The 14840-nt window shown below is 48.5% G+C and carries 17 protein-coding genes and 1 tRNA gene; 9 read left to right on the top strand and 9 right to left on the bottom strand.

What is annotated here, in order from left to right; all coding sequences use genetic code 11:
* Positions 1-48: 48 nt before the first annotated feature.
* The 9 genes from CLC93_RS10825 to CLC93_RS10785 form a co-directional block, all read right to left on the bottom strand.
* Positions 49-1140: a flagellar basal body P-ring protein FlgI gene (locus CLC93_RS10825; protein WP_095506036.1), complete on the bottom strand. Its 1092-nt coding sequence runs from the start codon at positions 1138-1140 to the stop codon at positions 49-51.
* Positions 1140-1823 (bottom strand): flagellar basal body L-ring protein FlgH, encoded by a 684-nt coding sequence (gene flgH / locus CLC93_RS10820; protein WP_095505973.1) that lies wholly within the window; start codon positions 1821-1823, stop codon positions 1140-1142. Before flgH ends, CLC93_RS10825 begins: the two co-directional genes overlap by 1 nt.
* A gap of 14 nt (positions 1824-1837) precedes the next feature.
* Positions 1838-2623 carry a flagellar basal-body rod protein FlgG gene (flgG, locus tag CLC93_RS10815; protein ID WP_095505972.1) on the bottom strand — a complete coding sequence of 262 codons (786 nt, stop codon included), beginning with the start codon at positions 2621-2623 and terminating at the stop codon, positions 1838-1840.
* A 12-nt stretch (positions 2624-2635) separates the two neighbouring features.
* Positions 2636-3379 (bottom strand): flagellar basal-body rod protein FlgF, encoded by a 744-nt coding sequence (gene flgF, locus CLC93_RS10810; protein WP_095505971.1) that lies wholly within the window; start codon positions 3377-3379, stop codon positions 2636-2638.
* Positions 3380-3577: 198 nt separating this feature from the next.
* Positions 3578-4927, bottom strand: coding sequence for a flagellar hook protein FlgE (gene flgE, locus CLC93_RS10805; protein WP_095505970.1), 1350 nt, complete (start codon positions 4925-4927; stop codon positions 3578-3580).
* A gap of 39 nt (positions 4928-4966) precedes the next feature.
* The gene (locus CLC93_RS10800) at positions 4967-5659 is read right to left on the bottom strand and encodes a flagellar hook assembly protein FlgD (RefSeq protein WP_095505969.1); all 693 of its coding nucleotides are present in this window, start codon (positions 5657-5659) and stop codon (positions 4967-4969) included.
* Positions 5660-5668: 9 nt separating this feature from the next.
* Positions 5669-6085, bottom strand: a complete 417-nt coding sequence (gene flgC, locus CLC93_RS10795; protein ID WP_095505968.1) for a flagellar basal body rod protein FlgC — start codon at positions 6083-6085, stop codon at positions 5669-5671.
* Between the two features lie 2 nt (positions 6086-6087).
* Entirely contained in the window at positions 6088-6489 is a 402-nt protein-coding gene (gene flgB / locus CLC93_RS10790; protein ID WP_095505967.1) for a flagellar basal body rod protein FlgB, read from the bottom strand.
* 135 nt (positions 6490-6624) lie between these two features.
* Entirely contained in the window at positions 6625-7497 is an 873-nt protein-coding gene (locus tag CLC93_RS10785) for a CheR family methyltransferase (RefSeq protein WP_425439848.1), read from the bottom strand.
* Positions 7498-7669: 172 nt separating this feature from the next.
* Between CLC93_RS10785 and flgA the strand changes: the two genes are divergently transcribed.
* From flgA to CLC93_RS10735, 9 genes are all read left to right on the top strand, one after another.
* Complete coding sequence (gene flgA, locus CLC93_RS10780; RefSeq protein ID WP_245837143.1) at positions 7670-8326, top strand: flagellar basal body P-ring formation chaperone FlgA; 657 nt, start codon at positions 7670-7672, stop codon at positions 8324-8326.
* Positions 8327-8413: 87 nt separating this feature from the next.
* The gene (gene flgM / locus CLC93_RS10775; protein ID WP_095505965.1) at positions 8414-8743 is read left to right on the top strand and encodes a flagellar biosynthesis anti-sigma factor FlgM; all 330 of its coding nucleotides are present in this window, start codon (positions 8414-8416) and stop codon (positions 8741-8743) included.
* Between the two features lie 30 nt (positions 8744-8773).
* Positions 8774-9199, top strand: coding sequence for a flagellar export chaperone FlgN (gene flgN / locus CLC93_RS10770; protein WP_095505964.1), 426 nt, complete (start codon positions 8774-8776; stop codon positions 9197-9199).
* A gap of 10 nt (positions 9200-9209) precedes the next feature.
* Positions 9210-10169 carry a flagella assembly protein FlgT middle domain-containing protein gene (locus tag CLC93_RS10765; protein WP_095505963.1) on the top strand — a complete coding sequence of 320 codons (960 nt, stop codon included), beginning with the start codon at positions 9210-9212 and terminating at the stop codon, positions 10167-10169.
* A 135-nt stretch (positions 10170-10304) separates the two neighbouring features.
* Positions 10305-10380, top strand: a tRNA-Arg gene (locus CLC93_RS10760).
* 1242 nt (positions 10381-11622) lie between these two features.
* Positions 11623-12132 carry a hypothetical protein gene (locus tag CLC93_RS10750; RefSeq protein WP_141237380.1) on the top strand — a complete coding sequence of 170 codons (510 nt, stop codon included), beginning with the start codon at positions 11623-11625 and terminating at the stop codon, positions 12130-12132.
* A complete protein-coding gene (locus CLC93_RS10745; RefSeq protein WP_095505960.1) occupies positions 12129-12983 on the top strand; it encodes a hypothetical protein in 855 nt (284 codons plus the stop codon). The genes CLC93_RS10750 and CLC93_RS10745 overlap by 4 nt, the downstream gene beginning before the upstream one ends.
* A 376-nt stretch (positions 12984-13359) precedes the next feature.
* Entirely contained in the window at positions 13360-13881 is a 522-nt protein-coding gene (locus tag CLC93_RS10740; RefSeq protein WP_095505959.1) for an RNA methyltransferase, read from the top strand.
* Between the two features lie 285 nt (positions 13882-14166).
* The gene (locus tag CLC93_RS10735; RefSeq protein ID WP_095505958.1) at positions 14167-14796 is read left to right on the top strand and encodes a tetratricopeptide repeat protein; all 630 of its coding nucleotides are present in this window, start codon (positions 14167-14169) and stop codon (positions 14794-14796) included.
* The last annotated feature ends 44 nt before the right edge of the window (positions 14797-14840 follow it).

The following is a 14840-nucleotide window of genomic DNA, read 5'->3' as shown; positions in this document are numbered from 1 at the left end:
TCTGTTCCCTTAGGTATTCGGCTTAGATATTCAGCTTAAATGTTCGGCTTAGATGATGATCAGTTCGCCGTGTAAAGCACCAGCGGTCTTCAGCGCTTCTAATATGGCCATCACATCCGATGGCGCCGCGCCCACTTGATTGACCGCACGAACCAATTCGTTGAGGGTAACGCCTGGGTCAAACAGGAACATACGGCTGTCTTCTTGAGCCACATCAATCGTCGAATCTTGAGTAATTACCGTCTCGCCGGCACCAAAAGGATTCGGTTGCGAGGCGCGCTCGGACTCGGCGATGGTCACGGTTAAGCCGCCGTGGGTCACAGCCGCTGGCAGCAAACGTACATCACTACCAACCACAATGGTGCCAGTGCGTGAGTTAACGATAACCTTGGCGGACTCTCGCGCAGGCTCGACTTCGATGTTTTCTAAGGTCGCCAGATAAGATACGCGTTGGTTGGGATCGCGCGGTGCACTGACCTGTACCGAAGCACTATCTAGCGCATGGGCCATACCAGGTCCTAGCAAGCCGTTGATGGCATCCGCTAAGCGCTTGGCGGTGGAGAAATCCGGGTGGCGTAGGTTAAAGGTTAAGCTATCGCCGGTTTGAAATGGCGAGGCAACCGTGCGCTCCACAATTGCACCATTGGGAATGCGACCTACCGTTGGGGTGTTTTGCATCACTTTCGAGCCATCAAGGCCCTGAGCGCTGAACCCACTGACGACCAAGCTGCCTTGAGCGATGGCATAAACATTGCCATCAGCCCCTTTTAAAAAGGTCTGCAACAAACTACCACCGCGAAGGCTCTTCGCTTCACCGATGGAAGACACAGTAACGTCGACGGTTTGTCCGGTTTTGATGAAGGCCGGCATAGTGGCGTGTACTGCAACCACGGCAACGTTTTTGATTTTTGGCCGTACGTTCTCTGGCAGGTTGATGCCAAAGTTCTTCAACATGGTTTTAAAGGTTTGCTCGGTGTAGCGAGTCTTCTCGCCAGTGCCAGGCAAACCCACCACCAAACCGTAACCAATCAGTTGGTTGTCGCGAACCCCCTGAATGTCGGCAATGTCTTTAATGCGTTGCGCCTGGGCTTGCAGGCTCACGCTTACTAGGGCTAAAGCAATCCATTGAAACCAGCGCATTAGAATGGCCACCATCCGCTCATGAAGAATTTACTCAACCAACCCGATTTTTGAGAGTCGGCAAAGGTCCCGGTACCCGAATATTGAATTCGAGCGTTCGCCACTCGAGGCGACAATATGCTGTTGTCGGTATTGATGTCCTGAGGACGCACAATACCGGTCAGACGAATGAACTCGTCACCATTGTTAATGGTGATCCATTTCTCGCCGCGAATGACTAGGTTGCCGTTCTCCAGCACCTGCATTACGTGAGCAGTAATGCTGCCCGACAAGCTGTTGCTCTGCCCCGCACCCGCTTTACGAGTATTGTTGAAGCTATCGGAATACCCCAAATCAATAGGACGGCCATTGATGGTCACAGGCACGCCACCATTGGTAACCGGCCCGATTTGACCCGAATTGGATTTATCAATCTTATTGTTCGCGCTTTTACTGGCCTGAGTTTGCTCGGTCAGTACCACGGTGACTATGTCACCCACGCGGTGAGCACGCAGATCCGAATACAACTCGTTGACTTGGCTAGTCTGAAAAATTGACCCAGTGGCCACCACAGGCTCTTGCACCTGCTCAGGAAACACAGGCGCGTAGTGCGGGTCATCAGGCAATGGCTTGTTGTTAGCAGTTGAAGTACAACCCGCCAATCCAACTAATGCCAAGGCTCCAAGAACTAATCCAATTCGCATCACGGAGCTCCTAATTAAAGGTTCTGATTGGCGTAAGACAGCATTTGGTCAACCGATGAAATCACCTTGGAATTCATCTCAAACACACGCTGCGATTGAATCAGGTTCACCAGCTCTTCGGTGACGTTCACATTCGAGGTTTCCAACGCGCCTTGGCGAATCGCGCCCATGCCATCCAGGCTGGCAGTCCCTTGAATCGGCGCACCCGAAGCGCCAGTTTCGCGGTACAGATTCTGCCCCATGGACTCAAGGCCCGATGGATTGACAAAATCAGAGATGGTTAGCTGACCAACAATTTGGTTTTCCGCCTGACCAGGGATCGCCACCGACACTTCACCTTCGGCACTCACGGTAACGCTCTGGGCATCTTCTGGAATGGTAATCGCCGGCTGCACTACATAGCCGCTAGGTGTCACCATTTGCCCTTCGTTATCTAGGGTAAACTGGCCGGCACGGGTATAGGCAATGTTGCCATCTGGCATTTCAATTTCGAAAAAGCCCTTGCCGTCGATCATCAGGTCCATGCTGTTATTGGTGGTTAGCATGTTGCCTTGGCTGTGAATTTTTTGAGTGGCTACTACCTTGGCACCGGCACCTAGTGATAAGCCAACCGGCAGCTCGGTATTTTGCGCACTGATGCCACCGGCTTGGTTGATGTTTTGGTACAACAAGTCTTCAAACATGGCGCGGTCTTTCTTAAAACCAATGGTGCTGGCATTGGCCACGTTGTTCGAAATGGTAGAAATATTGGTTTGCTGTGCGTCTAAGCCAGTTTTGCTAATCCATAACGCTGGGTGCATGAGTTGCTCCTATTATCCTATCTTCATCAAGCTAGATGCGCTGCGGTCGTTCTCTTCCGCGGTTTTCATCATCTTGATTTGCATTTCGAATTGTCGTTGTAGGTCAATCAGACCGACCATCTCGGCGACGGCATTAACGTTGCTGCCTTCAATGGCACCGCTTTGCAGTCTGACCGTGGCGTCAGGCAAGGCTGCCACGCCATTTTTTTGGCGAAACAAACCGTCTTCGCCTTTGTATAAATCACCGACATTAGGCTTAACCATTTTTAATCGGCCTACCTGCTCTAACGCCTCAGCTGGTGCACCTTGCGGGCGTACGGTAATGGTGCCGTCCTGACCGATATCCACCTTTTGAATCGGTAGCGGCAAGAAAATTGGGCCATCGTCGCCAAGCATGGGCTGGCCTTGGCTGTTGGTCAGCATACCGGTTGGGTCAAAGCGCAGGCTACCGTTGCGGGTATAGGCTTCATCACCGTTACCACCTTGTACGGCAAAAAAGCCGTCGCCATTGATCGCCACATCTAAATTGCGACCTGTGGTTTGCAGCACACCTGGGGTAAAGTCGGCGCTTGGGCTTTCGGTTACCGCAAAAGCGCGACTGGCATGTCCTTCGCCATAAACCTGTAAGGTCCGGGCCTGAGCAATTTCCGCCTTAAAGCCGTCGGTGTTGGCGTTAGCCAAATTGTTACCGCGTAGGGCTAAAGTCTTGAAGTTTTGCTTGGCGCCGCTCATGGCGATGTAGAGATAGTCGTCCACCGCACTCTCCGTCAATTATTCGCTGTCGCTTGGTGTTATTAACAAGGTAATTGCAACAGCTGTGCCAATTAACGAAACCCAGTGGCTTCAGGGGCTTGCGGGAGGTTTGTTTGGTTACTATTTGTTCGAGGCGGCAATCGTGCGGAAGGATAGGCAAAAGCTTGCCGCCCCGAGAAGACCCCGAGGCGGCCATACCCATTAGCGGATTTGTAGAATGGTCTGCTGTAGGGTGTTGTTGATTTCTAGGCTTCGTGAGTTGGCTTGGAAGTTACGCTGAGCACTAATCAAGTCAACCAGCTCAGAGGTCAAATCGACGTTAGCTTGCTCAAGACTGGCGGAGTTAATCGCACCAAAGGTTCCAGAACCGGCTTCACCTGCCAATGCGTTGCCCGAATCTAAGCTGGCTTTCCACGAGCTGTTGCCGACTTGCGCCAAGCCTTGCTCGTTGTTAAACCGCGCCAGAGCGACACGACCTAAAGGTACTTCACTGCCGTTGGAGTAAGTGGCTTTTACCAAACCGTCCAAACCGATTTCCAGTGCGGTCAAACGACCCACGGTTTGGCCGTTCTGGCTCAAACGAGTCACTTCAAAATTGGCCGCAAACTGAGTTGGGTTGCTGAAGTTAATGTCTAGAGTTTGAGTACCGTCGGCGCCTGCGCCAAGAATACCTGCGCCGTTAGCGCCTAGCTCCACGGTTTTGATATTCGCCGGGTTAGTGCCTTGATAAACGCCATTGTCATCAAAAGTCACTACCGCACCGGCCCAGCCGTTGCCGTCTGAAGCGGGTTCAGTGGTAGTGCCGCCAGCGCCATCATCCTTGGTATAACTGCCCGCAGAGTCAACGTTCACCGGCTTGCCATCAACCGCGTAAAAAGCCACCCATTGGTTCTCACCGTTGACTGAGCCACCTTCAGGTCGAACAAAGTAAGTGGTCATCACATGTGGGTTACCCAGCGAATCGTAAATCGTCGCTGAGGTTGAGTTGTTGTAAGTCGATGGGTCATCAGGATCGAAGTTCGCTGGGTCGTGGTAATCGTCGCCAGCATTCAGGTTCATGCCAATATCCAACGCCGTGGACTTAATTGGATTACCCGCAGTATCAGGCACTTGCAGCGGCTGAGTGGTCGACAAGCTGATGGAAGTTGACGCGCCATTTTGGTCGACTGGGAAGGTCTGGAGGTAGTTACCTGCCGAGTCAACGATGAAGTTTTCACTGTTGAGCTTAAAGGCACCAGCGCGAGTGAAATTGAAGTCCTGACCATCGCCATTTGAGGTCACAAAGAAACCGTTGCCTGAAATTGCCATGTCCAACGAGTTGTTGGTGCGAACCAAGCTGCCCTGTTGGAACTGCTGCGCTACTGAAGAAGTTGCTACACCGCCACCTGTATTGGTACGACTGTTAGAAAACATTGAGCTGGCGTATACGTCAGCAAATTCCGCACGTGAGCCTTTAAATCCATAAGTGTTCACGTTGGCAATGTTGTTTGCCGTGGTATTCAGGTGCTTTTGACTGGCTGAGATACCACTTAGAGCGATGTTAAAAGACATAGTTATCCCCTATGTTGCTAAATGCGTAAATTCTTTTCGTTATGATTCGGCTACTGCTAGGACGTCACCTAACAACACACCGCCAATACCGCGTAAGTTCAGGATTGCACCGGTTTCTGGAGTGCCCAGAGACACACTAGAAACGTGCGCGTAAGTCGATACTGGCAGTTCTTGGCTCTCGCCATCCACAGTACCTTCGACTTTGAAGGTGTACATGCCAGGCTCCACTGCGTTACCTTCGCTATCCAAACCATCCCACTCAAAGTCGACGTTACCTTCTTTGCCGGCTGGAATATCCACAAAGGCCACCAATTGGCCGTTCTCGTCTTCCACACGAACCTTGTTGGCTTCGCCACCAGACGGCAGAGTGACCACGCCCTTAATGCTGGTATTGCCATCACCGATGTAACCGGATGCGGAAGGAATCAATACTTTCTGACCGACCAAACTTGAAGCTTGCAGCGCTTGGCTTGAGGTCATGATGCTGTTTAGGTTGGCAATTTCACCGTTTAGCTGGTTGATACCATCAACCGTCGCGAACGAAGCCATTTGCGAAATCATCTGGTCGTTGTCAACTGGGTTGGACGGGTCTTGCATCGACAACTGCTGAGTTAACAAGGCAAAGAAATCTTCTTGAGTCAGACTTTGGTTGTTATTGGTCGAGTTGGTGCCATTGTTGTTGGTACCTGATGCATTGTTGGCGGTTAAATTGCTTAATTCATTGATATTCATAATCTAACCTTACTTACCTAAGCGCAGAGTTTGCATCAGCATGGTCTTGGCGGAATCGGCCACCTGGACATTCATCTGGTACGAGCGCGATGCGCTGATCATATTGGCCATCTCTTCTACTACATTGACGTTTGACTTGTAGATAAAGCCGTCAGTATCTGCCAGAGGATGATCCGGCGCGTGCTCGCGAGTCAGTGGCTTGTCGCTTTGCACAATGCCTTTGACTTGCACGCCCATACCTTTAGTCTGACCGCCAATCGCTTGTTGAAGCTCGGCGGCAAATACCGGATGGCGAGCGCGGTAAGTTTCTTCCGTGTTGCTAGAAACCGAGTCTGCATTGGCAATGTTTGAGGCCGTGGTGTTTAAGCGCACGGATTGAGCGCTCATGCCGCTGCCGGCTACGTTAAAGATGTTATATAGGCTCATGATTAATCACCTCTAATGGCTTTACGCAAACCAGAAAACTTGCTGTCTAAGAAGGTAAAGCTCATTTGATATTCCATGGCATTACGCACGTATTCGTTACGTTCTTTTTGAACGTCTACCGAGTTACCGTCGCCAGTATCCGCCTGATTTGGCGTGCGATATTTCAGATGCGGCGAAAGATTGCCGTCTAGACCCAAATGGCGTTGGTCGGTGGCGCTCAAGCCAACGGGCGCACTCGTTGACGAAGTCGCCGCGCGCAACGCTTGCTGAAAATCTAAGTCCTGAGCCTTGTAACCTGGCGTGTCGGCATTGGCGATGTTGCTCGCCAACACTTCAGCGCGTTGAGCTCTAAGGCCCAAACTGTGTTGATGAATGCCAAGCGCTTTGTCGAAGTTAATTGCCATGCTCTGAAATAAAACCTTTGACGCTAATCGGTAATGTCAGAACAAAAGCAAAGCGTGTGCCAAAAACCAAAAAAGCGCCGACTAAGCGACGCTTTTCTATCCAGTTTTTCAACTCAATTTGGTAGGAAAATCAGACTAGCTCTGCTTTTGGTAGTAAAAGCCGCTCGAAGCGCGGATCATCTTAAACTCGTCACTGATACCCGCAAGGGATTCACTTGAGCCCAGTACAAGAATGCCACCTGGCTGCAAAGCGGCAGCGATTTGCCGCAGTATCAACCGCTTGGTTTCCGCAGAAAAATAAATCAGTACGTTGCGACAGAATACGATATCAAACTTGCCCAATAACAAGCTCGAATCGGTTAGGTTGTGACGGCGAAACTCGACGTATTTTCGCAAGTTGGCATTTACCAAGTAACGCCCATCAGTGCCCTGTTTGAAGTGGCGTTGCAAGCGCTCGCTACACAAGCCTCGAGATACCGCTAAACCGTCGTAACTGGCCTCGCGACATTGAGACAACATGCTTTCAGAAATGTCACTGGCTAGAATATTCGGGTCCTGTTTTAACAAGCCAGGGTTAGCTCGTTTAAACTCGTCGATGATCATTGCCATAGAGAAAGGCTCTTGGCCCGAACTGCAGGCGGCGGACCAGATTTTCACCGGTCGCGTTAACTGACGAAACTCTGGTAGCAAGGTGTCCGACAACAATTGATAGGGAAAGGTATCCCGAAACCAGAAAGTCTCGTTGGTTGTCATGGCGTCAATCACTTGACTGCGCAGCGCGGAACGCCCGTTCCGCATTACCTGAGATAACATATCTTCGATGGAGCCAAAAGATTCTTGCTGCGCAAGGCTCGCCAAACGGCTGCGCACCAAATACTGTTTGCTCTCACCCAATACAATGCCTGAGTGCTGCTCTAAGAATCGGCAAAAGTCCAAATACATGGAGTGACTGATTTCTGCCACGGGTTTTATCGAAGGGGTTTGCATGCCACCGGAATACTCAATCATACGGCGCGCCGAGTCGGGCACGCATCTTGCTTATCTTTATTATTATCTCGGCCAAGCGTCAAAAGTAGTGACGCTAGTAATTTGGCGTCGTACAAAAGGCAATACACGTTTCATGCGCACCGGCTTTCTTAAACTTTTCTCCGTCCTTGTTTGCTGCTTTGGACTCAATGCCATGGCTGCATCCGACAACGATAACCGTTTATCGGCACTCGAAGCGTTTGCTAAAGACTTTGTCGAGCAGAAGCTAGATTTGTCTCAGGGAGCCATTGCTGACGTCAAGGTTCTTCCGATTGATCCTCGCTCTCAGCTGGTCGATTGCCCATTAGGGTATCAGGCTAAGCTACCTGCTAACAGACAAATTTCAAGACACAATACCCTAAAGGTCGAATGTCGTGAGGCGGATCAAGCCAACGATGGCGATTGGCACCTGTACGTAAAAGTGCGAGTAAATACCCTTTATCCTGCAATCATAGTAACTAAGCCTTTGGTCGCCGGTCATATTTTAACAAAAGACGATTTAAAGCTGGGTTACTTGGCTGAGCACAAATTGCGCGGCGGCACTTTTCAGAATATCGATGAGTTAATAGGCGTTCGCTTAAAAAGACGCCTAAACCAAGACCAACCGGTATTCTCTCAATCCCTGTGCTATGTGTGTCAGGGTGATCAAGTGACTATTATTGCCGCTGCAAGCACTTTACAATTACGGACTCGAGGGCAAAGCGTCAGCGATGGCAATATCGGTGACACAGTGCGGGTAAAAAACAGTCGTTCGGGCAAACTTGTCGAAGCCGTGGTACGCAAGGTTGGCGAGGTGCAGGTTCGGCTATAAAACTCATCTGTAAAAAAAGCTAAAGCTTTCTACAGTGCCGCCGATATAAAGCCTGAATCGCTATAAATTGTACCTAAGGAGCCTGTTATGGCCATAGACATCAATCGCTTAACGCCAAGCCACAACGGCAAAATCAGCTCGGCCAGCGACAACAAGTCCAGCGCGAAATCTAGCGCCAGCCCAGCAGCTAGCACGAGTGCCGCGACCCCGAGCGATAAAGTCGAGGTGAGCGAGCAGGCGAAAAAATTACAAGATATTCAGGTGAGCTTGAACGCTCAACCGGAGATTAACAGCGCGAAAGTTGCCGAGATCAAGCAAGCAATTGCCGAAGGCCGCTATCACGTTGACCCAGAAAAACTGGCAAGCAACATTGCCAAATTAGAACAACAGCTGGATGGCTTAATCGACGAAGACTAGCCCCAGCCAATAGCGATTCATGGAGTGGGTATGGCTGACCTCAGTCAATTATTGGTGCAACAAAAACAAACCTTGGCTCAATTGGCAAGCATTGCCACCGAGCAAAAGACAGCGCTAGAAGCGCAAAATGCCGAACGTTTATTAGAGCTCAACGCGAATCAGCAACAAGCCCTGGTTGAGCTGGCACAAACCGACGAGCAAATCAAAGTCCATCCTCAACAAGCGACGCTTACGCAAGACACAGGACTTGCTGAGCAAGTTGCCGAAATAAAGCAGCAGTTAGCCTCAGTGCAACAACAAAGCCAAGCCAACAAAACCCTCATCGACCTTAACTTGGCGAGCTTGCAGCGTTTTCAACAAGCCTTGATGGCCAGTCGTAATGCCAACAGCCTGACCTACGACGACAAAGGCCAAACCAATACGCAGTCCACTCTGGGTAACAGTGTTACAGCCTAAGGGAAGACTCATGCGTCGATTCACCACTCGCTGTTTTAAGTTTGGATTGGGGTCCTTGTTGACCTTGAGCCTCGGTGCGCTTGCAGAAGAACCTAACAGGGTTACCGTAGAAATGGGTGCTGTATTGGGTGCTATTGCGCAGCCCTCTTGTATCGCTTCGGATAGCCAGTATCGCGCCAGCGTGCTCATTCCCAAGGTACAAGTTAAACACCCAAGTCAGCTTCGCGTAGGTCAAGTGTTTGAAATCGAAACTTGGTTGGCGGCTCAGTTAGCGCGCAGCATGAATCAAGTTGGCCAACAGTCATACGCACGCACACAAGCTAAAGCGCTAGAGCATTTAGCTAAAGCCAGTGACGACGCACGCGCCCAACGAATTTCCGCTAGTGGCGATCAATACCTGCTACAGCTAGAACTTGTGGATTTCTCAACCGGTCCATACAAGAGCTTTGTTGGCGGTCTGTTTGAATCAAGCCCACAGCGGAACATGGTACTGTCCGTCAATTTATACGATGGCACTAGCGGTCGCGCGATTTGGAACAAAGTTATTGAGCGACAGGAGGATTGGGATTTCAGTCGCGACGAGGCAGTCAGTCTTAATTCACGCAAGTTTCAGCGCTCGGACTTTGGCAAGCTTCTCAGTGCCACCACAGATTGGATTGCCGCAGAGGTAAACTCTGTCATACAACAACGTCCGCTGCGTGCGCCATTGCGTCAATCTAGCGGCAACAGGCTGTATGTTGACCTAGGTGCCGAACACGGACTTAAAATTGGTGACAAACTGCAACTTAAAGGGGCTGCGAACAAACCGTTTGAACAGCAAACCGCAACCGTCACCGTGGTTGACCTTGAATCCCGGCGCGCTCGGATCGTGCAAGATTGGTCAGTGGTACCGCTGGCGCTAAACAGTGGCGACACGCTCGAGTTACCAATCTGTAAACAGAGTGAAGAGCCCGCTTCCAACGCGGACTAAAATAGTGTCATCAAAACGTCGGCCGCGATGATTTTTGAAGCTGGTGACACTTTTTCCTCAAACTTCGCTGGCTTTTTAAGCAACTGATTGTACGAGCTTTCCTCTAGCCAAAAAGTGTGACTACAATAGCCCTGTCTCCCTATAGCTCAACAGGATAGAGCAGCCGCCTCCTAAGCGGCCGATCCGGGTTCGAGTCCTGGTGGGGAGGCCACCCTTCTTTTAGGCACTTTGACCCGCTTTGACCCATTTTGCTAAAACCCCAGTGTGTTGCGGCTTTGCGCCAAGTCCTCGTATCTTTCGCCTGTACTCAATTTGATGTGTTTTGAGTGAAAAGGTGGCCTCTGGGTGGCACGCCACTCGCTCTGCCACCACTTGTCAGCTGAGTATCGCCCATATCCCATTTACAGGCTCAGAGGTTCGAGATGAAAAAATTCAAATTCACCGTCAGTCGGATTAAAAACCTGGACACACCCAATACCGTCGCCGAATACGGAGATACGGAAATTAGCACTCTGCAAGTTTTTGTGACGACTAAAGGTCAGAAGTGTTTTAAACTGAGAAAAAAGTTCCAAAGGACCAAAACCCGAGTCAACCTTGGCGATTTTGAGCACATGACGGTGGACCAGGTACGAAATTATTGAGTAGTGTTCGCTCCCCTACCCGTGACACAACTAGAAACTAGAACTTCACCTAATAGTTTCTGGCGATATTCCGTCGAAGGAGCAACTATCGGCGATACGTGCATGCGCTCGTCGTTATAATCCAGACGCCAAATCCCAGCCATGTCTCAAATTTGTTCTAGATCTGAACATAGGAACACATTCAAAATCTATCACCGGAACCAACCGTTAAAACGTTAAAGAAAGCCGTTTTGCTGCTTGCTAAGCTGAATGGCATCATGTATTTGCAATGTTCTTCTCAAAAGCCAGTTTGGTGTGAGCGAATTTTCATAGATTGCCATCTGTACGTTAGACAGCAAGTTCTCAAGAACATTCGCGCACACATGAACTGCTGCTTTGAGCTGTGAGTTCAGCCCAAAGACAAAATCACGCTTTGATAACCAAGCGCTACAAAATACTAACAACAACCTCACAAGGCGCTAACCTTGCGCCGAGTCTACAAAAAGAGTTTCAGTACAAATGTTTGTCAATTATTTTCTTTGGATATTTGTTTTGACGCAAGCTTTAGTCTTTGTAGCTATAACCCATCCTTAGGCTAGGATGTTGGAATTACAAATCCGACACAATTAAGACAGTATTGTGAAGCGCTAGTTATGAGCTGAAAACAAAGGAGTTACCACCCCATTCAAGACCCTGATCACCTAACAACAATGAAGTGCATTCTATTTCCCAACCTTTAAATTTGATCATAAAATCATTTCGGATTTTAATTTTAACCAATCAACTATTAACAATAAAAAATAAAGAAAACACTTATTAAGGATGATGAGTTTATGCGTCATAGATTATTCGCAACATTTGTTGCGCTAACACTATTGTCAGGATGTATATCAACTACCGCGATGAGGGGGCTAAAGTCAGGAGGAACAACAGGGCTCGATGCAAGGATCTTATACAAAGCCAAAGATAATTGCCCTGAATACAAAGTTGTAATCTCAGAAGGAAAGCTTTCTTACTTTGGGCAGCATAATTATTACTGGCCTGAAGAGTTAAGCCTCTGTATAGGCGAACTAAAAAAAGTAAAATTCTATGAGAAGTTTCAGCCCAATAAATTAAATAACAACAGCTTGGAATTGTTCGTGTACCTGGCCGATGGCACTCTAGTTTTCGACGCCAACCCAAACAATCCAAATATAATAAACTATGGAGCTAGAATATTTTTAAATCTAGAGCCTAAGCAAATAGAGAGGAATATAAGTACATTAGAAAACTTTTCAACAAGTATGGCAAGAAATATATCGATAACAATCTATAGCCCAAATTACAAGGAATTAAGCAGATGAAGTCCATTTACAGAGCATCAATCGCAACGGCAATATTACTAGCAATGCCCGGGTGTAAGTCCACAGAACATGCCGCAGAAGCCAACATGCCACTAGCTTCTACTGAAAAAGTAATCGAATTTTCTAACGAGCTCGGCAATGTTGATTTGTATGAAGTTAATAGGCAATTACAAGAAGCTATCTTAAAGTACTCTTCGTATCGGCCTTATGGACCGAAAAAACTAACCATGGGGTATAGCAACACTTATAACAAGGGAATTAAAGTAAGAACTAGCAGCAATAAAGTAACCGTCGACTATGCTAGCTCCATGAAAGACAATGGAAGAAAGTTCACAAGTTACAAAACAGCAGAAATGACAGTATCTGGTGAAAATAACGATGGAAAATTTAAAGTAACAATCAAATCGCCAAACAGCATTAACGTTCATACCGGAAAAGCATTTGTTTTCCCTATTAATCATTTGGATTCGAATGAGAACATTGCTAAAGACCTGGCACAAATCCACGCATCATTAGACAAAATAATTATAGAGAAAAACTCTAACTTTAAACATGAATCGGTTTCTGATTATGGAGTAGACTCGGTAATTTCAAACTTCGAACGAAAATACTCAGTTCAGAATGTACGTTCAAATATAGCTAATGGAAAAGCAATTTCCTTCAGGAATTCCATAAATGGCTCTCTAGTAACGATTGAAGTCTCTCCTTATCGAAATGGCAGTATCGCCGTATCTAGACACAGTATTCCCTACACTTTGTTCGCTGACGGAACAGCATCGACAACGAAAGCAGAGTTGGAATCCTTAGCCGACCGTATCTACAAAGAAATTGACAGTGTAGTTAAGTCCTAATTAACTATCACGATTATAGTGGGAGGTTGCATCCTCCCATTTTTCGCCGGTGGTCAAACCCAGAGTAGGATTAAGCTTCGTTCAAACGCCTTTACAGGCCTATGGAGACACGGGCGACGACACCGAAGTTTAAGACACTGTTTTAACTATAAAAATTTGATACAGATCTCTCCCTAGTGGGGAGGCCATATCCCACCAGAACTCTCCCTAATCAATTGCCACCGACTTTCATTCAGGCTTGTTATTGCAAGGCGGTTACAGGCACTGTTAGCCACAACATCAAGCTCAAGCACCACTTGCCATAGCCACCAATTTTGATAAATTGCGCTCAGCAATTTCTAACCGCTTATGTAGCAGCCCTAACGGGAATCCAAAAATGTCGAAGTATCAGGCCACCATTGCCCTAATCAACCCAAAAAGCCCAAGCAACGTTGGTTCTGCTTTACGTGCCGCGGGTTGTTTTCAAGCTCAGCAACTGGTGTTTACCGGAGAGCGCTACCAACGCGCTGCGCGGTATCGCACCGATACTCACAAGATCGGTGAACAAATTAGCCAAAAGCACCTTCAACATATTCTCGATGAGCGCAATGACGACGAGCAGATTGTCTGTGTCGATCTTGTCGAAGGCGCCACCCCGTTAACCGATTTTGAGCACCCGGCCAATGCCCGCTATGTTTTCGGCCCAGAAGACGGTTCGATTTCTCAGGACATCATTGATAGGGCTGAACATGTGGTCTATTTGCCTACTCAAGGCTGTTTGAATCTCGCCGCCACAGTCAATATTGTTTTGTATGATCGTGCGACAAAGCTCAACTTGGTCGAAACCAGCGATCAACAGCTCAAGCAAAGCCGAGACATTAATAATCAAACCAAAGTAAAAGCCCGAGTAGAGGCATGAGCATACTCGACCTTCTGTCTGAAACCGAAAACTAGCATCAAAAGCGGCCTAATATAGTGTCATTGAATTGTCGGTCGCGATGATTTTTGACGCTTTTGTCGCTCATTTCTCAAACCTAGAAGTCTTTTTAAGCAACTGATTGTACGAGCTTTCCTCTTACCAAAAAGTGTGGCTAAAATAGCCTCGTCTTCCTATAGCTAAGCACGATAGAGCAGCCGCCTAAGCGGTCAATTCGGGTTTGAGTCCCTGTAGGGATAACACTATCCTCAGCGACAAGGAAAGGTTATGCGGATTGTTTTGTTGGCGCTAATTTCATGGCTGATTGCCCAACCGATGCCAGCATCGGCCAAGGACGATCTCAAGTACGCCATTGATACCGTGGTGGGCGCGAAGCAAAGCCAATATCAACAGGCGTTTGAAATTCTCCTTCAAGACGGCTCGATTGCCGGGCGCTATTATCTTGGTGTCATGTACTACAAAGGCTTACACACAGAGCCTGACTTCCACAAAGCTAAACACTTGTTTCAGATTGCCTCCTCTAATGGCTATCCGGAAGCGGATTACTATTTGGGGCTGATGTACCGACACGGTGAAGGTGGCGAAGCTGATGCACAATTGAGCTATCGGCATTTTCTGTTAGCCGGGCAAAACGGCCATGCCCGTGCTCAGTTTGAGCTCGGCTCATTGTTCGAACAAGGCACCTACGGCAAAAAACAGCCCTACCAGGCTCGTGCCTGGTACAAACACGCCGCCAATCAAAGCCATCCCGAGGCCCTGTTTCGACTAGCAAGAATGTATCAGCTAGGCATAGGCGGCGAAGTTAATAGCCCCGCAGCCCACGCAGCCTTCGTCGAAGCCGCTCAACTCGGCCACCAGCAAGCCGCCCAAATCTTGGCCAACCACTACTCGGACTGATCGCTCTCAAACTCTATGGCGTAGCTTAATTAGTTAACGTCATA

The organism is Paraferrimonas sedimenticola, assembly GCF_002282855.1.
Lineage (GTDB): Bacteria > Pseudomonadota > Gammaproteobacteria > Enterobacterales > Shewanellaceae > Paraferrimonas > Paraferrimonas sedimenticola.
The sequence above is the reverse complement of the archived record's forward strand: the minus strand, read 5'-3'. Positions and strand labels throughout refer to the sequence as shown.